General features: G+C 43.7%; 15 protein-coding genes. 10 read left to right on the forward strand and 5 right to left on the reverse strand.

Features of this window, described 5'->3' with window-relative positions:
• Nucleotides 1–120: 120 nt before the first annotated feature.
• The 3 genes from AACU33_RS19760 to AACU33_RS19770 form a co-directional block, all read right to left on the reverse strand.
• Nucleotides 121–1,257: a transposase gene (locus tag AACU33_RS19760; RefSeq protein WP_339376153.1), complete on the reverse strand. Its 1,137-nt coding sequence runs from the start codon at nt 1,255–1,257 to the stop codon at nt 121–123.
• Nucleotides 1,258–1,338: 81 nt separating this feature from the next.
• Nucleotides 1,339–1,497, reverse strand: a complete 159-nt coding sequence (locus tag AACU33_RS19765; RefSeq protein ID WP_339376154.1) for a hypothetical protein — start codon at nt 1,495–1,497, stop codon at nt 1,339–1,341.
• A gap of 247 nt (nt 1,498–1,744) precedes the next feature.
• The gene (locus AACU33_RS19770; RefSeq protein ID WP_096590276.1) at nt 1,745–4,225 is read right to left on the reverse strand and encodes a VIT domain-containing protein; all 2,481 of its coding nucleotides are present in this window, start codon (nt 4,223–4,225) and stop codon (nt 1,745–1,747) included.
• Nucleotides 4,226–4,533: 308 nt separating this feature from the next.
• Here AACU33_RS19770 and AACU33_RS19775 point away from each other — a divergent pair, with 308 nt between their 5' ends.
• The 8 genes from AACU33_RS19775 to AACU33_RS19810 all read left to right on the forward strand — a co-directional run bounded on the left by AACU33_RS19775 (nt 4,534) and on the right by AACU33_RS19810 (nt 18,634).
• A complete protein-coding gene (locus tag AACU33_RS19775; RefSeq protein WP_096590277.1) occupies nt 4,534–5,067 on the forward strand; it encodes a hypothetical protein in 534 nt (177 codons plus the stop codon).
• Nucleotides 5,068–5,078: 11 nt separating this feature from the next.
• Nucleotides 5,079–5,501, forward strand: a complete 423-nt coding sequence (locus tag AACU33_RS19780; protein WP_339376155.1) for a hypothetical protein — start codon at nt 5,079–5,081, stop codon at nt 5,499–5,501.
• Nucleotides 5,502–5,519: 18 nt separating this feature from the next.
• Nucleotides 5,520–5,969: an HNH endonuclease signature motif containing protein gene (locus AACU33_RS19785; RefSeq protein WP_339376156.1), complete on the forward strand. Its 450-nt coding sequence runs from the start codon at nt 5,520–5,522 to the stop codon at nt 5,967–5,969.
• Between the two features lie 65 nt (nt 5,970–6,034).
• On the forward strand, nt 6,035–7,525 hold the full coding sequence (locus AACU33_RS19790) for an NB-ARC domain-containing protein (protein ID WP_096590279.1): 1,491 nt from the start codon (nt 6,035–6,037) through the stop codon (nt 7,523–7,525).
• 498 nt (nt 7,526–8,023) lie between these two features.
• Nucleotides 8,024–14,644: a HAMP domain-containing protein gene (locus AACU33_RS19795; protein ID WP_096590280.1), complete on the forward strand. Its 6,621-nt coding sequence runs from the start codon at nt 8,024–8,026 to the stop codon at nt 14,642–14,644.
• Nucleotides 14,645–14,759: 115 nt separating this feature from the next.
• Complete coding sequence (locus AACU33_RS19800; protein ID WP_096595314.1) at nt 14,760–15,581, forward strand: CheR family methyltransferase; 822 nt, start codon at nt 14,760–14,762, stop codon at nt 15,579–15,581.
• The gene (locus tag AACU33_RS19805) at nt 15,547–16,194 is read left to right on the forward strand and encodes a chemotaxis protein CheB (protein ID WP_096590281.1); all 648 of its coding nucleotides are present in this window, start codon (nt 15,547–15,549) and stop codon (nt 16,192–16,194) included. The genes AACU33_RS19800 and AACU33_RS19805 overlap by 35 nt, the downstream gene beginning before the upstream one ends.
• A 322-nt stretch (nt 16,195–16,516) precedes the next feature.
• Nucleotides 16,517–18,634 (forward strand): response regulator, encoded by a 2,118-nt coding sequence (locus AACU33_RS19810; RefSeq protein WP_096590282.1) that lies wholly within the window; start codon nt 16,517–16,519, stop codon nt 18,632–18,634.
• Nucleotides 18,635–18,740: 106 nt separating this feature from the next.
• Here the strand turns inward: AACU33_RS19810 and AACU33_RS19815 are convergent, their stop codons facing one another.
• Nucleotides 18,741–19,703: an aldo/keto reductase gene (locus tag AACU33_RS19815; RefSeq protein ID WP_096590283.1), complete on the reverse strand. Its 963-nt coding sequence runs from the start codon at nt 19,701–19,703 to the stop codon at nt 18,741–18,743.
• Between the two features lie 319 nt (nt 19,704–20,022).
• Here AACU33_RS19815 and AACU33_RS19820 point away from each other — a divergent pair, with 319 nt between their 5' ends.
• The gene (locus AACU33_RS19820; protein ID WP_339376157.1) at nt 20,023–22,302 is read left to right on the forward strand and encodes a two-partner secretion domain-containing protein; all 2,280 of its coding nucleotides are present in this window, start codon (nt 20,023–20,025) and stop codon (nt 22,300–22,302) included.
• Between the two features lie 92 nt (nt 22,303–22,394).
• Here AACU33_RS19820 and AACU33_RS19825 read toward each other — a convergent pair whose 3' ends face one another.
• Nucleotides 22,395–22,538 (reverse strand): hypothetical protein, encoded by a 144-nt coding sequence (locus AACU33_RS19825; protein ID WP_339376158.1) that lies wholly within the window; start codon nt 22,536–22,538, stop codon nt 22,395–22,397.
• A gap of 85 nt (nt 22,539–22,623) precedes the next feature.
• On the opposite strand from AACU33_RS19825, the gene AACU33_RS19830 reads away from it, so the two are divergent.
• Entirely contained in the window at nt 22,624–23,892 is a 1,269-nt protein-coding gene (locus tag AACU33_RS19830; RefSeq protein ID WP_096590284.1) for an HlyD family secretion protein, read from the forward strand.
• The last annotated feature ends 155 nt before the right edge of the window (nt 23,893–24,047 follow it).

Here is a 24,047-nt window from a genome sequence, read left to right on the forward strand (position 1 = left end):
AGTAAGAGATAATTAATAAAAGCCTTACCCTGACTAATTTCTAAAGCATAAAGCCGTTTGCAGCAGACATGAAAGTGCATTGAATTATCCTCCAGGCGATTTAAGTCAAAACCAGAAATATTAGCTTTTGTTTTGAGTATTCTGATGGGTATCTAAAAGTCGCGCAGTAGAAACGTGACGATGTTTGCTGTCAACTATTAAAGGTTCTCGCTTTTTCTTTACCCCTCGAATCGCCTTGAGGAAACATTTAAGTTCGACTCTGGCTGCTAAATCTTGCAAAACCAACACCATTTGCTCAAGAGAAAAGGTCTCAAATGCTTGCCAATGGACGGCTGGAATTGCAATCATCATTCCCCGGTAAGTGCCAGTAATTTCATCAACTAAATAGAAATCTGACAAGCTAGCATCAATTTTACCGACTCCATGTACAGATCCTAAGGCAGCTTTGAGAGTAGCAAGAATGTTGTATGTTGTTAATGCCATCGAAAATGAAAATAAAGCTGCTTTGGGATAGGCTAAGGTTTGAATTTCGCCGTGAAAATTCTCAGTTACAGTTTGAAAAAGAGTCTCCAGGCTCCAGCGATTACGATACAATTCAGCAATTTTTGCAGCATCCGCATCATGAGAGGGTAAATTGGTCAAAATGGCGATTTCCCATTCCTTGTCTCGGGTTGGTTTGAACAATTTCAGCAAAATCCGGCGAGATTTCAGCAAATTACCGTCGTAATTAATTTCGATTTCCTGCTCAAATAGATTGCCTGTATCTGTGTGACCTACAGCTTTTAATTGCGAGAGTTGTTGATAACCTAACGACCCATGTTGACGAACCACAAAAAAAGCTTGTTGGTTTGCAATCCTAAACAGAAACTTGGCTGTACAAAAATTTCGGTCTCCATTCCAAACTTCATTTGCTTTGACACTCAAAAGTACATCATCAAATAAACTACGCTCTTGGGCATGAGCATCAACACAGGGAAAAATATCTATTACTAGCTTTGACAGTGGATCTGACACAACTATCGCTTTCCCTGGTAGAGCCTTAGCTGCAAATAACCGAATTGCATCTAGTCGATGGTCTGTGGCACCTAGACAAGTCCCATCAACAATTCTGTGTTGATATCCCGGTAGTGGATTTGGCTGTTCTCCTGCCATTTTTTGAATGAGCAACTGCAATTGGCTTGCTGTTTGTCTAACTAACGCCTGACTCACGCCCAGTTCCACGCCAGAGAGCTTTTTATATAGTGCAGTACTACTCACTATTAAGTTCGCAGCTCTTGCTTTGTAGGCTGCATGAACCGATTTCTGAATTCCACACACTACCAAACTCATTAAATCAACTTAGCTGGAAAACAATAAGTCTTGCTGGTATTGGACTTTTGCATGGGTTTCAAATAATTTATCCATGATTTCTGGGGCGAATACTCGCTCCATTAATCCTCGTGCCATCACACTTATTGGACTTTCTTGCACAAATTGTTCAAAGATGGCGGATAGCATTTTGATGCCCAAAACAGTTGAATATGTTGAGGATACATCGAAGTCGTACCTCACATTCCTTACTGGGGTTGGGTTTCAGATATTCATGAAGTAGTTCATTTGTTCGCGTTGAAAGGGCTGGCATTGCCCACCCTACCCTTATTGAAAAGGTGCAAGATATCAGCTAATAATCAGCTAATAAATTTAGTTCTTCTAGCAAACTATTAATACCGGGATAAATCCCGGTATTAATAGTTTAATAAAGCGATTAATGTTGAATTCTAATTGTTAGAATCGCCGTAGTTGTTAGCGTTTTTGGTGGGAGCCAAGTTAAGAGCGATCGCCTGATTGTCTCAATAATTGTTTCTTCTTTAAAAGAAGACAACTGTTCATCCAGCACCACTTGTCTTACCCGTCCTTTGTTGACTTGTAAATCAAAGACTAAATCACCATTGAAATTTGTAATAAACCGAATTGATTGCAAGTGTTGAGTCAGAAGAGAAACCATCTCTTGATTCAATCCTGATACACTCACAATTTGGAGACGAGAGACAGGCGCAATTCCTTCTGAAAGTTTGGCTTTTAAATCTTCTAATTCTGCATCTCTGGGAGCAGAAGGAATTGCCGATCCCACATCATACTGATTAGTATTTGGCGCTCCACCTGAAAATGGACGATTAGCTTCCTTTTTAGCCCGTTTTCTTTCTACAGTTGGAGATTCTATCTCTTCAAATGATGGCATTGCTGCCATTGGAGCCGGGCGAGACATTGGGGCTGGGGGTGGTGGAGCAACAGGCTGCATTCTGGCAACAGTTAAAAACTCAGGTGCATCAGACTGAACGCTCATCATTGTTTGCGCAACACTACCAAATATGCCTTGATAGCTAATACCTTCTGGCATTTCCACAGGTACTTGCACAGAAACAGAACCCTCAGCAGGATTAACTCGCACATCATCACTGACGGCAACGAAGGCGGTATACTGCGATAACAGTTGATAGATAAGAGCCGTATCCGTCACTGCTTCTACGCCTACTTTAGTTTCACCACTCACCATCTGATTCATCAAATCCTTGATGCGGGAACGTCCCCAAAGTTGTGCTATGGCTGGATTACCCGTTTTCTCAAAATTCAAATTGAAGGTTTGTTGATAGCGCGTACCACCCGCAGCAATTCCACTGATATGCAGTTTTCCCGCACGGCTATCTGGTTTGCGCCCAAATAGCACTAATGGCTGTTCGGCAAATAAATCTGGTGGTGTGGAAGGATACATTACTGGGGATGCGCCGTCACCTTCCCATTGCAAGTTAATGTTGGCGAGAACCGGATTATTAATTTGGCGGAAGAATTTTTCCACCACCTCATCGACTGGTTCATCGTGGCGAATGAAGCGAGAAATACCCCGTCCTAATTCAGCAATACGGTTGAGCAAGAAGCGATTCACCGAACTACCAGCACCAAAGCTGTAGAGGCGGGTTCCTGCTTGGAGATGTCGTTGTACTTCTGTAAGAATTTGGTTTTCGTTGCCGATATAGCCATCGGTGAGCAGTACAATACTCCGCAACCGTCCGGGATCTGTCACTGGGAAATTCAAAACAGCGCGAATACCGCGTAACATCTCCGTTCCGCCACCAGCATTTAACTGATTTACATATTGAATTGCCAATGCGCGATTTTGCGGCGTATTAGGGAGAGGAACAGGCGAAAGTTGTTGAGTAGTATCTGAGAAATCAATAATGCTAAAAGTGTCGTTGGGATTGAGTCCGTTGATAAAACGCCGCATCAATTCCTGACATTGCATCAGTGGCGCGCCACTTTGAGAGCCAGAAGTGTCGATGAGGAACACCACATCTTTAGGAACTACCTGTTCTGGACGATATTGGAGAGCCGGAATTAAGTACAGTGCAAAGTGTCCACCGCGTTCGTCAGCTTGAGCGAGTACAGTTGCTTGAGTGAGATCGCCTGCAACTTGGTAACGTAAAATCAAGTCTTTGTTGGGAATTGTATCTCCACCCCCAAGTTTTACCAGCACCCGTTGTCCTTCGTAGGAAATCTGGATTTGGTGAGAAGGCGACTTCACATCTTGAATCTCAACTCCCGCATCAATTTCTACCGTCACTTTGATATCATGACGTGAGCGAGTACCCGCTGGCAAGATAGGTGCATTCAAGCGCGAAGCATCTGGTACTAAATCGGTATCTTGATTAGACATCATCGGTGCAGACGCCGAACCACCGCCTACTGCATTTTCCTCAATAGTTGTCCCTGGAATGTAACGCGGCCCTACCACCATCGGGAAAACAAACTCGTAATTTCCACCCTCAAATTTCAAGCGTTCGGAGTAGCGAATAATTACATCAATTTGCTCGCCAGGTTTGATGTTAGCTAGGGATTGAGTGAAGATATTGTCTCGTTCCTGTTCCAGCAACCCAGCCGTGCGTCCTTGTTGCTTCGCTTGCTCGTAGATTTGCTGTGCTTCCTGGCGTTTTTTAATACTGCCTTTAATAGTCTTGTCGCCAATGCGAATCAGCATATCATCAACAGCCGCTTCATCCGGTAAGGGGAAGATGTAGACAGCTTCTAGAGTAGTGGTGAAGGGATTTTCAAAGCTTTGGGTGACTTCTACTCGTGAGATATTACCTGCAACCTTAGCTTGCACTTCCGTGTGCTTCAGGGGAAAAGCAATTTGCTGTTGATCTGGAGTTTGAACGTATAAGCCACCAGGTTGGCGTTCTAGGATTTGAGTCATATTAGTAACCTTACGCTTTTGTTTTCTACCTTTAGCGTAGGTGTGTTTCTGTAGTGAATATGCTCAGTTTTGTGCTCACTTCATGCTCAGTCATTTGTTCATACTAAGTTGCAGTCTGTTGCAGTAAATCAGAATTAATGAGATTGCTTCCCTTCACTGCGTTCCGGTCGCAATGACAGATACTATCTTTGATTGCAACTCGGTATCAGTTGCAAGCAGATAGGCTGCAATTGTTAGTCTAGTTAATCGTATGGGTACGATATATTAGTAACTTGTAATATATTTTACCTAATTTACCTCAAAAAACCGTGAATAAATCACAAGCTATAAAGCTACTTCAAAATGAGGGATGGACACAAGCAGATGCTATACGGGCTTTGGAAGTAATTAACTTTAATACTAATCCTGATGAGATTACCATTCGTAGAGCTATTTCGTCTTTTGCTGGTTCCGAACTCATCAATCGCCAGCGTCTTCAAGCTGCTCAGAAAGGGATGGTAACGAAAAAAAATAAAGAAATTGAAAAGAATAAGCAGGAATATGCTGCCAAAATTGACCAATTAAATAATTACCAAAAACAAGAAAGGGAAAAATACGAAGCTGAAATTCAACGTTTATCTGACCAAAATAAATCTTTAGACTTGCAACTCAATACCATAAAATCTCAAAAGAATGAACTGATTCAAGTAAACGACCAACTTAAAAAAGATAACAAGGCTTTGAAAAATTTAATTGATGCAATTAAGCTCAAATTAGCTATAGATACTAAAAGACTTCTGCAATATGAGGATAGCGAAATTCGCAAAGCGTTAATTAATATGTTTAAATCAACCTTGGGTTAAAAACTATCTCTATGAATAATCAAAAAGGTTCAAAAATTAATTTTAAAGGCATGAGTTATCGCAACGTGCAAACTACCAACTCAAAAAACCGAACCAAACTCCCTAAAGAAGAACAAGCTTGGCTAAAAGAAAATGGCTATCAAAATATTGGTTGGAACAATATCATTAATCTGTATCTTAAAATTGAAGATTTTTTTACTAAACAGCAACTAGAAGATTTAACACTTGAAGATTTATTTTTAGAAGCAGATCGTATTGGCAATAAATACCTCACAAGTCAAGAAATAACAGAATTTAATCAGAGATTAGCTATAGAAGTCAATGAGATTTCGGAAATAATAGACCAGCAGTTTCCCGATTCAAAGATGGAATTTATTGATTTTAGTAAAAATTTAAAGAATAGATATCGAAACAAAAAATATATAAAACCATAAACTTTAGTGAGATATACCGTGAATTTGGAAAACAAAGAACTGAAGGAATTATTTGAGCTTGCCAACAAGATTGGTAACAAGCGGTATCACAAATTAACTCATCAAGATTTTGAAAATTATAGAAAATTCGATTATTGGCGATATATTAATGGTGATTATGAATGCGGAACAACCCCAGAAAGTAAAGACTGGGTAAGAAAAAATTCAGATTCCTACTGCCCAATTTGTGAAGATAATTACTCAGAAAAAGGAGGTAAGACAATAGATCACAAATTACCGCGATCGCAGTATCCTTGGTTATCAATGGAATTTAAAAATTTGTGGGTTATTTGCCAAGTTTGTAATCAAGAAAAAGGTGAGATGCATTGGTATGAGTATGAACACTATATTTTTGTTCATCATGCCAATCTTTATCTTGCTGTGAAGGCAGTACGTCCGAGTCAGTTATTACAATCTTTAAATGATTAGACCAATTAGCTTAATCACACTTCTCTTAAGCCAAAATAGAGACAATCTGCTTACTTAACAGATGTATGTCTAACTCGCTCAAAGCATCAACAGCAGGACTGGCAATCGTAGACAAAGCAAGGCTGCGTCTTGGTTGGACAAAAACTAGTACAGCGCGTTGGTGGCAAGATGCTCACACTTCTAGAGCTACATTACGGCGATTTTGGCAGGGCGATCGCATTCAGCGAGAAATCTTCATCGCTATCTGTCAGGCTGTTGGCATCACCAATTGGGAAGCGATCGCAGATTCTTCCGATATAGATTCTGAAATTATTGCAGATATCCCCAAGCCTTACCTCGACTGGAATGAAGCCCCAGATGTCGAAAGTTTTTATGGGCGCAATCAAGAATTAATGCAGCTAGAACAATGGATTGAGGCTGGCTGTAAGTTAGTCATGATTGTTGGTATTGCTGGTATCGGGAAAACTGCCCTGACACTTGCTTTAGCAGACCGGATTCAGTCACAATTTGATTGCTTGATTTGGAAATCTCTTCATTCTGCACCATCCCTAAATTCTTTAGTGGATAGCTTGCTGAATAACTTTGATCGAGACGTTGTTCGCGATCTTCAACAAGGGACAGCACAACTCATACACCACCTGCAACAACGTCGCTGTCTATTAATACTTGATGGGTTAGATGCAGATTTAAACAATTACAATCAATTTATTCAAAAAATCAGCCGCAGCCATCAAAGTTGCATTCTGATCGCTAGTCGCGAACAACCCAAAGCTATAGAAATCGACTCAAAAACAATTCGCTGTTTAAACCTCAAGGGTTTGCCAAAAACAGAGGCTTTAGAACTATTACAATCTAGAGGATTTACAGGTAAAGAACTAGGACTATCAGCTTTAGTTCAACTTTATCGCGGTAATCCCTTGGCGCTGAAACTGGTAACGCCATTGATTCAGTCAGTGTTTGCTGGGAATGTCGCAGGATTTCTCACTCAGAATACCCTAGTAATTGGCGATCGCTTGCGAGTTATTCTCAAACAACAATTCGAGCAACTTGCCGATTTAGAACAAGATATTCTCTATTGGTTGGCAATTTGGCAAGAACCTGTATCTTTCTGTCGGTTGCAAACTCATCTATTAATATCTGTCGATCCGGCTACAGTGTTAGAAGCAATTGTCACATTAGAAAGGCGATCGCTTTTAGAAAAATGGATCGGTACGGGGGAAATCTCCTTTAGCTTGCAACCGTTGGTGATGAAAGTCGTCACCGATGAGTTGGTAGAACGCGCTGTGCAAGAGATTCAACAGGTAGTGCAAAGTAACGATCTGCGTCATTTTAAAATCCTGCGAACCCATTGGTTACTGCGACCTGGTACTGATGATATTGCAGGCGATCGCATTTTGCATCAACTCAAGGAAAATCTGTGGCGGTTGTATGGTGCAACTCTCCCGCAAACCTTTGAGCAAATATTGTTGCTATTAAAGGATCGATCTCCTTTAGCAATTGGTTATCTCGCTTGTAATCTAGGCACAATCCTGAAGCAGTTGAGAATACTTTCATAAAGGTAGTTGTGCTTCATAGCATTAATACGGTTCTTTGTCTTTTCTCTTCCTTTGTGTCCTTTGCGTCTACGTGGTTCGTTCTCTTACCCACCTACTAGATAGTAACCACGAATTCTGCCAAAGAAATTATACTCACCCAATTTAATAATTTCAGAATCAATTTTAGGGAAATGAGTTGAGTTAAGAAGTGCAATATGATTCATTTTCAGCCTGTGTAGCAGTCTTCCCCCTTGGGGTATATATCTAAGGGAATAGGTAATCAAACTGAACAAATATTTACTATGAAAAATATCCTTGAACCAGCTATCTTAAGGACGATGCAAAGGCTATTATTGGCTAAGTAGATGTTCCAACAAGTGTTGGCAGCAGCCTTGTTTAATGGATAGAGGCATAGGGTGAAGTTAACCCCAGCCAATATACTGCCAATTATCAACTTAACAGTCTCCCCCTACAAAGCAGAGGGAGTAAAAAATATATAACTTCCTAAAGGCTATAGCGATGGCAACTGAACAGTTAATCAAAGAAAACGACAATTTAGATTTAAAACTACTATTAAGAACGCTAAATGCTGTCAAAAAAGGCGATTTTTCTGCTCGGATGCCCATCGATCAAACAGGTATATCCGGAAAAATTGCCGATACCCTTAACGACATTATTGAACAGAATGAGCGCATGGCGGCAGAGCTACAGCGAATCGGTAATGTTGTTGGGAAAGACGGTAAGGTTTCGGAACGTGCCACTTTAGGAAATGTGCGCGGTTCTTGGTTAAGTTGTGTTAATTCTGTTAACACATTAATTACAGATTTGGTTCAGCCAACAGCGGAAACTACACGAGTAATTAGGGCTGTTGCTAATGGCGATTTATCGCAAACCATCGCCCCAGAAATTGAAGGTAGACCCCTCAAAGGAGAGTTTCTCCAAACTGCCAATATTGTTAACACAATGGTAGAACGCCTCGGTTCCTTTGCATCGGAAGTTACACGGGTTGCTCGTGAGGTAGGAACTGAAGGTAAGTTAGGTGTGCAAGCCCAAGTTAGCGGTGTAGCTGGAACGTGGAAAGATTTGACCGATAACGTTAACTTGATGGCGGGTAATCTTACCGGACAAGTACGTAATATTGCGGAAGTTGCAACTGCGATCGCCAATGGCGACCTCTCGAAGAAAATTACAGTTAATGTCAAAGGCGAAATTCTGGAGTTGAAAAACACCGTTAACACAATGGTGGATCAACTTAACTCCTTTGCATCAGAAGTAACTAGGGTTGCCCGTGAGGTGGGAACCGAAGGTAAGTTAGGCGTACAAGCAGAAGTGCGCGGCGTGGCGGGTACTTGGCGAGATCTTACCGAGTCAGTGAATATGATGGCAGGTAATTTGACAGCCCAAGTACGTAATATTGCGGAAGTGACAACAGCGGTGGCAAATGGCGACCTTTCTAAAAAAGTCACCGTGGATGTGAAAGGCGAAATTTTGGAGTTGAAAAACACCGTGAATATCATGGTGGATCAACTCAACTCCTTTGCATCAGAAGTCACGCGGGTGGCGCGAGAAGTGGGCGCAGAAGGAAAACTCGGCGGTCAAGCGGAAGTGCGAGGTGTAGCGGGTACGTGGAAAGACCTGACCGACAGCGTAAACTTCATGGCAGGTAGTTTGACAGCGCAAGTGCGGAATATTGCGGAAGTAACCACGGCGGTAGCGAATGGCGACCTTTCCAAGAAAATAACCGTAGATGTGAAAGGCGAAATTTTGGAGTTGAAAAACACGATCAACACAATGGTGGATCAACTCAACTCCTTTGCATCGGAAGTCACCAGGGTTGCTAGAGAGGTGGGAACCGAAGGAAAATTGGGCGTACAAGCGGAAGTGCGCGGGGTAGCGGGCACATGGAAAGACCTCACCGATAACGTGAACTTGATGGCGGGTAATCTTACCGGACAGGTGCGAAACATTGCGGAAGTAACGACGGCAGTGGCAAATGGCGACCTCTCGAAGAAAATCACTGTGGATGTCAAGGGCGAAATTTTAGAGTTGAAAAACACCGTGAATATCATGGTGGATCAACTCAACTCCTTTGCTTCAGAAGTAACGCGGGTGGCGCGCGAGGTGGGCGCAGAAGGAAAACTCGGCGGTCAAGCAGAAGTGAAGGGCGTGGCGGGTACGTGGAAAGACCTCACCGACAGCGTGAACTTCATGGCAGGAAGCTTGACAGCACAGGTGCGGAATATTGCAGAAGTGACAACGGCGGTGGCGACGGGCGACCTTTCCAAGAAAATTACGGTGGATGTGAAAGGGGAAATTTTGGAGTTGAAAAACACAATCAACACAATGGTGGATCAACTCAACTCTTTTGCCTCAGAAGTAACTAGGGTTGCGAGGGAAGTGGGAAGCGAAGGAAAATTAGGCGTACAAGCCGAAGTGCGCGGGGTGGCTGGTACGTGGAAAGACCTCACTGACAGCGTGAACTTCATGGCAGGTAGTTTGACGGCACAGGTGCGGAACATCGCGGAAGTGACAACGGCGGTGGCGAACGGCGACCTTTCCAAGAAAATCACTGTGGATGTGAAAGGCGAAATTTTGGAGTTGAAAAACACGATCAACACGATGGTGGATCAACTGAGTTCCTTTGCATCGGAAGTAACCAGGGTTGCGAGAGAGGTGGGTACGGAAGGTAAGTTGGGCGTACAAGCCGAAGTCCGAGGCGTAGCGGGTACGTGGAAGGATCTGACTGGTGCGGTGAATATGATGGCGGGTAATCTTACCGACCAGGTACGGAACATCGCCGAAGTTGCAACTGCGATCGCCAATGGCGACCTCTCGAAGAAAATCACCGTGCAAGTGAAAGGTGAAATTTTGGAGTTGAAAAACACGATCAACATCATGGTGGATCAACTCAACTCCTTCGCTTCCGAAGTAACCAGGGTTGCTAGGGAAGTAGGAAGTGAAGGGAAACTGGGCGTACAAGCAGATGTGCGAGGTGTCGCTGGTACGTGGAAAGACCTCACCGACAGCGTGAATTTCATGGCAGGTAGTTTGACGGCACAGGTGCGGAACATCGCCGCAGTCACCACGGCGGTGGCAAATGGCGACCTTTCCAAGAAAATTTCTGTAGATGTCAAAGGTGAAATTTTGGAGTTGAAAAACACCGTCAATACGATGGTGGATCAGTTAAACTCCTTTGCCTCAGAAGTAACGCGGGTGGCGCGAGAGGTAGGAACCGAAGGAAAATTAGGCGTACAAGCAGAAGTGAAGGGAGTCGCAGGTACGTGGAAAGACCTCACCGACAGCGTGAACTTCATGGCAGGAAGCTTGACGGCACAGGTGCGGAATATTGCGGAAGTGACAACGGCGGTGGCGAATGGCGACCTTTCCAAAAAAATCACCGTGGATGTGAAAGGCGAAATTTTGGAGTTGAAAAACACCATCAACACAATGGTGGATCAGTTAAACTCCTTTGCCTCGGAAGTAACTAGGGTGGCGCGAGAGGTGGGAACCGAAGGGAAACTAGGCGTACAGGCATACGTTCGGGGGGTTGCGGGTACGTGGAAAGACCTCACCGACAATGTGAACTCGATGGCGGGGAACCTGACAGCACAGGTGCGGAACATTGCAGAAGTTACCAAGGCGGTGGCGAACGGCGACCTCTCGAAGAAAATCACTGTGGATGTGCGGGGTGAAATTCTCGAACTCAAAGACACCATCAACACAATGGTGGATCAGCTGAGTTCTTTTGCCTCAGAAGTAACGCGGGTGGCGCGGGAGGTGGGAACGGAAGGGAAATTAGGCGGTCAAGCGCAAGTGCAAGGCGTAGCGGGTACGTGGAAAGATTTGACCGACAATGTGAACTCGATGGCGGGTAACTTAACAGCCCAAGTGCGAGGTATCGCCAGAGTTGTAACGGCGGTGGCGAATGGCGACTTGAAACGCAAATTAATGCTAGATGCTAAGGGAGAAATTGAAACCCTAGCAGAGACAATCAACGAAATGATTGACACCCTAGCTACTTTCGCCAATCAGGTGACAACAGTGGCGCGGGAAGTGGGGATTGAAGGAAAGTTAGGCGGTCAAGCTAAGGTGCCAGGTGCGGCGGGTACCTGGAAAGATTTGACCGACAACGTAAACGAACTGGCTGCAACTCTCACCACCCAGCTAAGAGCGATCGCAGAAGTGGCGACAGCTGTGACAAAAGGCGATTTAACGCGATCGATTGCGGTGGAAGCTTTAGGGGAAGTAGCGATCCTCAAAGACAACATCAACCAGATGATCGCTAACCTGAGAGAGACTACCCAGAAAAATACCGAACAAGACTGGTTAAAAACTAACCTTGCCAAGTTTACCCGAATGCTGCAAGGTCAGCGCGATTTGGAAACCGTCTCCAAACTCATTCTCTCAGAACTTGCACCCCTGGTAGGAGCGCAACACGGCGTATTCTACATGATGGAAAACCCAGAGAATCAGCCTTTCCTCAAATTACTGAGTAGCTATGCTTACCGCGAACGCAAACATCTAGCTAACCGCTTCCACATGGGTGAAGGTTTGGTAGGGCAATGTGCTTTAGAAAAAGAGCGAATTCTGCTCACAGATGTGCCAGGAGATTATGTGAAAATTAGCTCCGGGTTAGGAGAATCTTCGCCACTGAATGCGGTTGTGTTACCTGTATTGTTTGAAGGACAAGTCACAGCAGTCATTGAATTAGCTTCCTTCCGCCGCTTTAGCGAGATACATTTAACCTTCTTCGATCAACTCACCGAAAGTATTGCGATCGTCTTAAATACGATCGCGGCTTCGATGCGGACAGAAGAATTACTCAAGCAGTCGCAATCTTTAGCAGAAGAACTACAAACCCAGCAAAACGAATTGCGAGAAACCAACAAGCGTCTCGAACAGCAAGCGCAATCCCTCAAAGCTTCCGAAGATTTACTCAAAGGACAGCAAGAAGAACTGCAACAAACCAACGCCGAACTAGAAGAAAAAGCCGAGTTGCTAGCGCTGCAAAAGAAAGAAGTTGAACGTAAAAATCTAGAGATTGAACAAGCAAGACGTTCTTTAGAAGAGAAAGCCGAACAACTAGCCCTCTCATCTAAATATAAGTCCGAATTTTTGGCGAATATGTCCCACGAACTGCGGACGCCACTAAATAGCTTGTTAATTTTGGCTCGGCTATTAGCAGATAACATTGAAGGCAACCTAACAACTAAGCAAATTGAATACAGCCAGACGATTTACTCAGCAGGTACAGACTTGTTGACGTTGATCAATGACATCTTAGATCTGGCGAAAATCGAATCGGGAACGATGTCAATTGACATGCACCAAATGTTATTTTCCGAGTTAGGCGATCAACTTGAGCGCACCTTCGGGCAAATCGCCAAAAACAAGGGACTTGGCTTCACAATAGAATTTGCTCCCGAATTACCCAAAACCCTATACACAGATAGCAAACGCTTACAACAAGTACTGAAGAATTTACTTTCCAACGCCTTTAAATTTACAGAACGTGGAGAGGTGAACTTCCGGGTTGAGGTGGCGAAAGAAGGTTGGAGTCTCTCACAAGAAACCTTAAATCGCGCCCAAACTGTGATTGCTTTCTCGGTTAGGGATACAGGTATTGGGATTGCGCCAGAGAAACAGAAAGTAATTTTTGAAGCCTTCCAACAAGCCGATGGTAGTACTAGCAGAAAATACGGCGGTACGGGATTGGGCTTGTCAATTAGTCGCGAAATTGCCCGCCTGTTTGGTGGCGAAATTAAACTTGTCAGCCATCCCGATCGAGGTAGTACCTTTACTTTCTATCTCCCGCAAACCAGTCCGGAGTTACGCGGTTTAAGTGCTGAGATTTTAACATCCAGACCAGTCTCTCTCTCTGGTTCTAACTCTTTTAAGCCTCAACTCCCAACCCCAACTCCCAACTCCTCAGCCCTGAATGACGATCGCGCTATTATCGCCGAAGACGATCGCGTACTGCTGATTGTGGAAGATGACATCAACTTCTCCCGTATCCTGCTAGATATGGCGCGAGAACAAGGATTCAAGGTGATCACCGCCCAAAACGGCAGTATCGGACTCACCCTAGCACAGCAATATCATCCTTCAGCCATCTTGCTTGATATCCGCTTGCCAGAAATGGATGGTTGGACGGTGCTAGATCGCCTAAAACATAATCCCCATACTCGTCACATTCCCGTACATATTATGACGGTTGAGGAAGGAAAACAACGCGGACTGCAACTCGGCGCGATCGCCTATCTCCAAAAGCCTTTAACTAGCGAGACAATTTCCGAAGCCTTAACTAAAATTAAAGGTTTTATCGAACGGCGAGTGAAAAGCCTGCTGGTAGTAGAAGATGACGACACCCAACGCCACAGCATTGTCGAGTTGATTGGTAACAGTGACGTCACCACTATCGCAGTCAGTACAGGTGCAGATGCCTTAGAAGCAATTCGCACTCAATATTTTGATTGCCTCGTCCTCGATTTAGGACTACCAGATATGAGTGGTTTTGAACTAATCGAGCAGATCAAGCTACTACCCAATGGGGAAACGCTGCCGATAATCGTTTATACTGGTCAAGAACTTAGCAGGGTTCAAGAAACAGAACTGCGAAGATTAGCGGATACAATCATCGTCAAAGACGTGCGATCGCCCGAACGTTTGTTAGATGAAACCGCATTATTTTTACACCGAGTGCAAGCAAATTTACCTGCACCCAAACGCGAAATTCTCGAACAGCTACACGCTAGAGACTACTTACTCACAGGTAAGAAAGTGCTAATTGTCGACGACGATGTACGTAACATCTTCGCCTTGACAAGTATGCTAGAGCGTTATCAAATGCAGGTAGTATATGCAGAGAACGGTAGAGAAGGTATTGCGCTTTTAGAAAATACACCCGATATTGATATTGTTTTGATGGATGTCATGATGCCAGAAATGGACGGTTACGAAACCACACGCCTCATCCGCCAGAACAGTAAACTGCGCAACTTGCCAATTGTGGCACTCACAGCTAAAGCTATGCAAGGCGATCGCGAAAAATGTATTGAAGCAGGCGCATCCGACTACATCACCAAACCTGTAGATACCGAACAGTTGCTTTCTTTATTGCGCGTTTGGCTATATAGATAGTATCAGGAAGCTGGGGAGCAGAGGGAGCAGAGGGAGCAGAGGACGCAGAGGAGGAAAGTAATAACTATTGCCTATTGCCCAATGCCCCATGCCCCATGCCCCATTCCCATTTCTAATGAACCCAAATCTAGAAGACCTCGAAATTCAACTATTGCTTGAGGGCATATACCGTTACTATGGTTTAGATTTTCGGAATTATGCCCTAGCTTCTCTGAAACGTCGCATTTGGACGACCATTAAATCAGAAAATTTAACTACTATCTCTGGCTTACAAGAAAAAGTCTTGCACGATCGCGAATGTATGGAACGGTTTTTGCTGAATCTTTCAGTTCACGTAACCGCCATGTTTCGCGATGCTAGTTTTTATCTTGCTTTTAGAAAGAAAGTCGTACCTTTATTAAAAACTTATCCTTTTATTCGGATTTGGCACGCAGGTTGTTCTACTGGCGAAGAAGTTTATTCTATGGCCATCTTGCTGCAAGAAGAAGGGCTTTACCATCGTTCGCGACTCTATGCCACAGACATGAACGAAATGGTGCTACGCAAAGCCAGAGATGGGATTTTTCCCCTAGAACTCATGCAGCAATATACTCAAAATTATTTACAATCTGGCGGTAAAACTTATTTCTCAGAATATTACACTGCTGCTTACGATGGCGCTATATTTCGCGCCTCCCTCAAAGAAAATATTGTCTTCTCACCACATAATTTAGTCACGGATAGTTCTTTTAATGAATTTCATGTAATATTGTGTCGCAACGTCCTGATCTACTTTGATAAATCCTTACAAGCTAGGGTGCATCATCTATTGTATGAAAGCCTAGTTAGATTTGGCATTTTAGGTTTAGGACGCCAAGAGTCGCTGCGGTTTACACCTTATGAGAAACAGTATGAGGTATTAGATGACCGTGAGAAGCTTTATAGGAGAATCGGTTAGCAATCGAAAAATTATTTCTCGCCCTTACTTTGAACTTATTGTCATTGGTGCATCATTAGGAGGGTTAAATGCTCTGACAATTGTATTAGGAAATCTCCCAAAAAATTTTCCTGTACCGATAGCTGTAGCACAACACCGTCAGCCCTATACCGATGATAACTTAAGTGCTTTCTTACAGAAACACAGCAATTTAATTGTTAAAGATGCCGAAGATAAAGAAGAAATCATACCTGGGACAGTTTACTTAGCTCCAGCTGATTATCATTTATTAGTGGAATGTGGTGTTTCTTGCGAATCTCGCCACTTTGCCCTTTCGACAGAAGCCGCCGTTACTTATACGCGACCCTCAATTGATGTTCTATTTGAGTCAGCGGCTGATGCTTACGCCCAAAAGGTCATAGGTGTAGTTTTGACTGGTGCTAATCATGATGGTACAAGTGGATTGACGAGAATTAAAGCACTTGGTGGTAAAGCCATAATTCAAGACCCAAAAACAGCTGAATGCCCAATCATGCCACAATCTGCGATCGCATCTGTAATTGTCGATAAAATCTTGCCCTTGACAGATATTGCCAGCTTCTTAACCCAAATTTGTTGTCCTATGCTTCTTTAACAACAAAAAGAGAAGCCTTTGCTTTTTTTATGCGAGATTATGCGATCGCGTTCACCATCTCTAAGGTTAATATTCCTCTGGATTTGTGACTCAGGAATTCTTTGACAGCCAGCTTGGATCTTTCTACAATTAGGCTCTGAGAACAAAAAGCAAATCTTTAGACAAGGCTTTCTCAATCGAATGGCATAAATTAGTATATCTTTATTCCTCTGTCGCAAACTTGTAACCTGAGATAGTTGTAAAATACCCCTCCCAAGAGTGAAAGTCTATAAAAAAGCGTAGAAACTAAATTTTTAAGTCTACCTAGGAGTCTATACCCATAATGCCGTCCGAACTACCAGTAAATATTCTCCTGGTTGATGACCATGCAGAAAACTTGTTGGCTCTAGAAGCCATATTACATAGCCTAGGTCAGAATCTGGTAAGGGCGACATCGGGTGCCCAAGCGTTAAGATGTTTGCTAAATCAAGACTTTGCGGTAATTTTGCTGGATGTGCAAATGCCAGAAATGGATGGATTTGACACAGCAACTCTAATTCGACAACGGGAGAGGTCGCGCCATACCCCAATCATTTTTTTGACTGCCTTTAGTACTAACGAGTCAATGGTATTTAAAGGATATTCTCTGGGAGCAGTAGACTATCTATTTAAGCCGATTGAACCAGAAATCTTAAAATCGAAAGTAGCAGCGTTTGTCGATTTGTTTCAGAAAACGGCAGAGGTGGAACGACAAGCTGCCCAACTAGCAGCTTTGAATGCTAATCTCAGAAAAAGCGAAGAACAGTTTCGCTCTTTATCTGCTTGTTCGCCAGTAGGCATTTTTTTAACAGATGTTGCTGGGAATTGTACGTACACCAATCCCCGCTACCAAACGATTTTAGGCATCTCGGAAGATGAATGTTTGGGCAAAGGCTGGTTGCGATCGCTTGCTTCCCAAGACCGAGAAAAAATATTTGCCGAATGGTTAACCTGCACCGAAGAAGGCAAAGAATACTATAGCGAGTTTAGTATTCAAACACCTAGAGGGCTGGTAAGATGGTTAACCCTGCGTTCCTCACCCATGCTTTCCGATCGCAGCGAAGTCATTGGTTATGTAGGCACAGTAGAAGATATTAGCGATCGCAAGCAAGCAGAAGAAGAACGCGCCAAACTGATCCGCGAACAAGCAGCACTCAAAGAAGCGGAGGCAGCCAACCGCATGAAAGATGAGTTTTTAGCCACCTTATCTCACGAACTGCGCACGCCTTTAAACTCCATTCTGGGTTGGGCAAAACTCCTACGCAATCGCAAACTAGATGAGAAAGCGACTACACGTGCCCTAGAAACTATAGAACGCAATGCGCTTTTACAAGAGCAGCTCATAGAAGATATTTTAGATGTCTCTCGAATTATTCGTGGCAAGCTATTTTTAAATATCTGCCCTGTAAATTTAGTATCGGTAATTGATACAGCAGTAGAAACTGTACGCCTGCAAGCTGAAGCCAAAAATATTTTATTTGAGTTTGTCATTGCACCTACAGACACGGGGAATCTTGAGAAAAAGAAAAAAGCCCAAAGCAAAAGCCAGAATAATGGCTATGTCTCCGTGTCTAACCATTTAGCCTCACCTTTTATGGTCTCCGGCGATCCAGATCGCTTACAACAAGTTGTCTGGAATCTACTCAGCAATGCGATTAAGTTCACACCGCAAAACGGTCGGGTAGAAATTAGATTATCAACAATTAAGGGTAAAGAAACAAAAGACAGCTACGCCCAGATTCAGGTAAGCGATACAGGAATCGGTATAAAATCAGACTTTTTGCAATTTGTTTTCGATCGCTTTCGTCAAGCCGATGGGAGTACCACCAGAAGTCACACTGGGCTAGGGCTAGGATTAGCGATCGCCCGTCACTTAGTAGAACTACACGGCGGCACTATCCATGCTGACAGCCCTGGTGAAGGACAGGGCGCAACCTTTACTGTTAAATTGCCTCTGTTACAAGCAAAGGCGCAAAAAAGCCAAGAAACTGAAGAAAACTCTGAGGACACTGCTTCTGTATCTTTAACACCATTACCTTTAAATCAGGTGCGCTTACTAGTTGTTGATGATGATACTGATACCCGTCATTTTCTCACTGTGGCACTACAGCAAGCTGGCGCTGAAGTGAGGGCAGTAGATTCGGTAAACGAAGCACTCTCAGCAATTCAACAAGACCCACCAGATATTTTAATTAGCGATATTGGGATGCCCGAAGAAGACGGCTATACACTCATCCGCAAAGTGAGACTTCTGGAACCAGAACAAGGAGGGCGAATTCCCGCGATCGCCTTAACAGCCTATGCTAGAGAAGAAGACACCGCCCAAGCCCTAGAAGCAGGCTTTCATATGTATGCTGCCAAGCCAGTTGAACCCGCTAAATTAATTAATATGATTATCAAATTATCAGAACTGAATCGTTAGAACTAAAAGGATATGGGGCATTGGGCATTTCTTCCCCTGCTCCCTTGTCCCCACCTCCCCACACTCCCCACACTTCCCACACTCCCCACATTCCCTCTGCTTCCCCTCAATTTGACATCAATTGCTGAAGGCGCTGTGGTTCCTCTCCTAGCCAATCGGGATTTTGAGCAGTGCTATCAAAGATTGATGAGGTTTTGAATGGCTCAAATTCACCGCGTGATGCTGCTTGTGCTGTTTTTGCTAAAAGCGATCGCACTTGTTGCTCGTCCATTGGTTGAAATGTCCGGACTGCTTCAAAAGCTTGGTCGAGAATCTCCATACTGTCAATCCCGGTAATCACAACTGATGTCGGCAAATTTAACGCATAGTGTAAACACTCAATGGGCGTGACAGTATTTGACTTGAGTAGAATACCGTTTGCCATGCTTTTCATGCCCAAAACACCGATGTTTTGTTTGACTAGTTCTGGTAAAACCAGCTTGGCAAAACTGCGGTAGTGTGCATCCATGACATTCAATGGCATCTGCACTGTATCAAACTTAAACCCAAAACTAGCCGCAACCTCTAGCATATGCAGATGCACATAAGGGTCTTTGTGCCCAGTAAAGCCAATGTAGCGCAGCTTCCCAGCTTCTCGCGCCTCAATCAAAGCAGCATTTGCTCCTTCTTCATCAAATACGCGATGGGGATCTTCGTGGCGGAGAATTTCGTGATGCTGGACGAGATCTATGCAATCAACTTGCAGGCGTTGCAGTGATTCGTCTATTTGTTTTGCCGCTGCTTTCTTAGAACGACCATCGATTTTCGTCATCAGGAAAACTTGATCTCGGTAGCCATCGCGGAGTGCTTTGCCCATGCGAATTTCACTGACACCACCGTTATAATCCCAACTGTTATCCATAAAAGTCATGCCGCGATTGATCGCTGTACGCACAATTCGGATACCGAGTTCCTCATCAACGTGCTTCAAACCTATGTGCCAACCACCCAGTCCGATCGCAGAAACTCTCTCTTTGGTACTGCCAAGAACTCGGTATAGCATTTCTGAATTTGACGTACTTTCTGACATCTTTTCTCCTTTTATGGTCGCTATCGCTTCAGCTGTGAGCCAATTCAAACATAGGAGAAAAGTTAACTATAACTTCCTAAAGACACACTTTCTGAGGCGAGCGCGGAAGATAAAAACAGCCGAAATACTGATGGCAGTTTGGGATGTGTTCGGTAAGAGGTGAGCAATCTGAAAAAGTGAATCTCAAAGTTTAGACTCACAAAATTTTTGAGTTAGTTAGCAATCAATTTATTCAACCACATGATAAATTGTGTTTCAAACTTGCCAAGGTTTTTTGACCGCGAGTAACTACTTGGCTTAGAAAGGTTCAATGTCCGGCATGAGTACTAGTTTAAGTTGGTTTTTCAGTATTGCGATGTCTTGCGACAAGACGCTTTGCGTCTACGCAAGCGTCACTATTCTTTCTGCAAATAGTGCTTTCGCTCAAATTACAACAGATGGGACGCTACCTAATAATTCTAGAGTTACTCCCCAAGGTAACATCAATCTGATTGAAGGGGGAACTCAAGCTGGCAGCAATTTGTTTCATAGTTTCCAAGAGTTTTCTGTTGTAACTGGTAGCACTGCTTTCTTTAATAATGCCGCAGATATTCAGAATATTATTAGTCGGGTGACAGGTGGATCGGTCTCTAATATTGATGGGTTAATCAAAGCTAATGGGAATGCTAACTTATTTTTAATTAATCCTCAAGGAATTATTTTTGGTCAAAATGCACGCTTAGATATTGGCGGTTCATTTATTGCGAGTACGGCAAGAAGTTTAAAATTTACTGATGGTTTTGAATTCAATGCTACTAATTCCCCAGCAGCAATGTTAACTATCAGCGTACCTATTGGTTTGCAATATGGGGCAAATCCCGGCAGAATTCAAGTCCAAGGCGATCGCAAAGGAAGAAGAACGGCAAGTTCTGCTATTATCGATACTACAAATGCTTTACGAGTCCAACCCAACCAAACCTTAGCACTGGTTGGTGGCGATCTGAGTTTAGAAGGTGCAACACTCAAGACTGCTGGCGGACGGATAGAATTGGGTAGCGTTTCAGGTGAAGGTTTAGTTAGCCTGACTCCGATTAATAAAGGTTTTGCCTTGGGTTATGACACCGTAAAAAACTTTGGCAACATTCAACTATTTCAAAAAGCGATCGCTGATGCTAGCGGTAACGGTAGCGGCGATATTCAAGTAACCGCTAACCGGATTTCCTTATCTCAAGGTTCCCAAATCGAGGCAAGTACTTTGGGTGCGGAAGCCGGGGGTGCAATGGTTGTGAATGCACTCGAATCAATAGATATAGTTGCTAGTACCGATAGCGGACAAGACACTGGCTTTTTTGTCATAGCTTATCCAGGTGCAACTGGGATGGGAGGAAATTTGACAATTAATACTCGTGACTTATTCGTTCGTAATGGCGCACTCATCAGTTCTGGCACATCGGGGCCGGGAAAAGGCGGCGATTTACTTGTCAATGCTAGTAACTCTGTGCAACTTATTGGCAGCTTACCCAATTTTCGTTTCTATGGCTTGTTTGCTTCTAGCGCCCAAGGTGCAACAGGTGCAGCCGGAAATATCACAATTAATACCGATAAGTTGCTGGTAAAAGATGGGGCAAGAATTAGCGCGAGTACCTTTGGTGCGGGTAAGGGAGGGAATGTGACTGTAAATGCTAATTCTGTGCAAGTTATGGGGACTTCCCTGGATGGCCAATCTAGTAGCGGTTTATTTACACGGTCTTTGCCAAACGTTACAGGCGATGCGGGAGACTTAACAATTAACACTAATAAGTTGCTAGTGAGCGATCGCGGTATAGTTACTGTGCGCAGTGAGGGAAAAGGTAAAGCAGGCAACCTCAATATTAATGCTGGCTCTGTGCGTTTAGATAACAAAGCTACCTTGAGCGCTGATACCCAAAGTATCAGTACTGACCCAAATAAAGAGCAAGCAACTATTACTCTAAATTCTCGCGATTTAATCTTACTGCGGGGTAGCAAAATCACCACTAACGCCTTTGGCCCCAATGTCGTCGGCGGTAACATCAACATTGACACAGATGTGTTAGCGGCATTTGCCAATAGCGATATCAGCGCCAATTCCGCAAACTTCCGGGGCGGAAGAGTTCAAATCAACACCGAAGGTATCTTTGGTACAGAGTTACAAGATGTAGCATCCGAGCAAACAAGTGATATTACAGCGACGGGGGTAAATTCTCAACTCAATGGTACGGTGCAAATCAACGGCATCAATGTTGACCCTAAGCATGGATTAGTAGAATTGCCCAGAAATGTAGTTGATGCTGCCCAGCAAATCAACGCCAGCTGCTCTCTTGGTAGCAGAGAAAGCCTCAGTTCGTTTGCTATTACCGGACGCGGCGGTTTACCACCCAATCCTTATGAGATGTTGGCTCCTGAAGCTTTGTTAGTAGATGCAATTACTCTCAATCGCGATCGCTCTCATGCATCTGTTAGTTTAAAATCAACAACTGCGATCGCGGAACCGATTGTAGAAGTTAACAGTTGGGCGATTAACAACAAAGGTGAGGTTCAACTAATAGCAAACACCACACCTCATAGTTCTTGGCCTCCTATATCTTGTCATGCTTCTTAATTTAGCGAGACCACAGTGGTTGATATATTAGCCGTGGACTGTATAACAGCATTACTACTCTATTAATGTGGATGTAAATGGTAATTTTTATATCATGCCCACAGCAATCCGCCACGCTTTTGCATAAGCTGTAGATGCTGATGTAGTTTAAGCAACCAAAGCAGTTCGGCTAAACTATTAGCTTGGTTATATTTGATAATGCTACTTAGAACTATACAAACTGAAGAAAATTTCATATAACCTGTTTACTCAAGCTGATTCTGCTGTGCAAACACAACATTAACTTCCAGTTTGATATCCCTATTAAACCCAGATAAAGATATGGTTCAGCCACTCTCACCAGCCCAAGAACCTTTTGATACACCTGCATCAGATAAAGGTAAACGCAAACTTTCTCCTCGGTTGTTAATACCTGTAGGTTTAGTACTCACAGGTATTGGTATTTTCAGCTCTTATTTGATTTCATCACGCTCGGAAGCTAATACACTGCGAGTAAGCGGTCGTATTGAAGGTTATGAAACTGATATCGGCGCTAAAGTAGCGGGACGCATCGCCTCTGTTGCTGTGCGAGAAGGGGATAGAGTTCATAAAGGACAAGTTATTGTCCAGTTAGATGATGCAGAGATTCAAGCGCAACTTAAAGGTGCATCTGCGCGTGTAGATGCGATGCAAAAACAAGAAGAACAAGCACGTTTACAAATTAATCTTCTAGAAAGCCAAGTCTTAGAAAATCGGCTGACCTTGCAACAAGCGGTGGGAGATGCTAAAGGCCGAATTTTCCAAGCTGAGTCATCAGTAGCTTCGAGTCAAGCCCAGCTAAATCAAGCAATTGCTCAGGTAGAACAAGCCAAATCTGAGTTGAAATTAGCGCAAATGAATCGCGATCGCTACGCTAAATTAGTTAAACAAGGAGCTGTAACTCGTCAACAATTTGACCAAGCCCAAACCAGCTGGGAAACTGCATTAGCCAACCTCAGATCCCGTCAAGCAGCAGTAGATTCTTTCCGGAAATTAGTCAATTCTGCCCAAGGACAATTAACCCAAGCTCAAAGTGTCGGGTTAAATCCTTCTATTCGCAGCACCCAACTCTCAGGGTTAAACACGCAATTGGCTCAAACTCGCCTGAAACTAGCCGCAGCTCAAGCTGATGTAGCCAACGCCAAAGCCTCTCAGCAAGAAATGAAGGCTAAATTTGCCGACCTCAATGTTATCAGTCCGATTAACGGCGTAGTTGTCAGCCGCAGTGTTGAACCCGGTGCAGTTGTTACCACTGGCAAAACTCTGTTGACAATCATAGATCCTAATACAGTCTATCTCCGTGCTTTTATTCCCCAAGGAAATATTGGTAAAGTCCGTGTCGGTCAAGAAGCTAAGATCTTTCTAGATTCCGCACCCAAACAACCCCTGAGTGCCAAAGTTGCTGCTATTGATACCCAAGCTTCTTTCACCCCTGAGAATATTTATTTCCAGCAAGACCGAGTGAAACAAGTTTTTGGTGTCAAAATCATCATCGACAATCCCGCCGGATTAGCCAAACCAGGAATGCCAGCAGATGCCGAGATTAATATTACACCGGAGGGGGAGAAGTGAGGAGATGAGGGAGTGTGGGGAGTGTGGGAAGTGTGGGAAGTGTGGGGAGCGTGGAGAGAAAAGGGACAAGAGGACATATTATGTTGTGAAGTAAGGATGGTGTTTGCGCCTTTGAGCTTGGATGTTCAGCCTTAGAGCCTGGAAGTTGATCCTTT

Source organism: Calothrix sp. NIES-2098 (genome assembly GCF_963875125.1).
GTDB lineage: Bacteria > Cyanobacteriota > Cyanobacteriia > Cyanobacteriales > Nostocaceae > Aulosira.

Bases quoted from the DNA above. Each gene is read 5' to 3' on its own strand.
- AACU33_RS19765 (WP_339376154.1), bottom strand. From the start codon at position 1,497: ATGCTATCCGCCATCTTTGAACAATTTGTGCAAGAAAGTCCAATAAGT.
- AACU33_RS19770 (WP_096590276.1), bottom strand. From the start codon at position 4,225: ATGACTCAAATCCTAGAACGCCAACCTGGTGGCTTATACGTTCAAACT.
- AACU33_RS19780 (WP_339376155.1), top strand. From the start codon at position 5,079: ATGAATAATCAAAAAGGTTCAAAAATTAATTTTAAAGGCATGAGTTAT.
- AACU33_RS19790 (WP_096590279.1), top strand. From the start codon at position 6,035: ATGTCTAACTCGCTCAAAGCATCAACAGCAGGACTGGCAATCGTAGAC.
- AACU33_RS19795 (WP_096590280.1), top strand. From the start codon at position 8,024: ATGGCAACTGAACAGTTAATCAAAGAAAACGACAATTTAGATTTAAAA.
- AACU33_RS19800 (WP_096595314.1), top strand. From the start codon at position 14,760: ATGAACCCAAATCTAGAAGACCTCGAAATTCAACTATTGCTTGAGGGC.
- AACU33_RS19805 (WP_096590281.1), top strand. From the start codon at position 15,547: ATGACCGTGAGAAGCTTTATAGGAGAATCGGTTAGCAATCGAAAAATT.
- AACU33_RS19810 (WP_096590282.1), top strand. From the start codon at position 16,517: ATGCCGTCCGAACTACCAGTAAATATTCTCCTGGTTGATGACCATGCA.
- AACU33_RS19815 (WP_096590283.1), bottom strand. From the start codon at position 19,703: ATGTCAGAAAGTACGTCAAATTCAGAAATGCTATACCGAGTTCTTGGC.
- AACU33_RS19820 (WP_339376157.1), top strand. From the start codon at position 20,023: ATGAGTACTAGTTTAAGTTGGTTTTTCAGTATTGCGATGTCTTGCGAC.
- AACU33_RS19825 (WP_339376158.1), bottom strand. From the start codon at position 22,538: ATGAAATTTTCTTCAGTTTGTATAGTTCTAAGTAGCATTATCAAATAT.
- AACU33_RS19830 (WP_096590284.1), top strand. From the start codon at position 22,624: ATGGTTCAGCCACTCTCACCAGCCCAAGAACCTTTTGATACACCTGCA.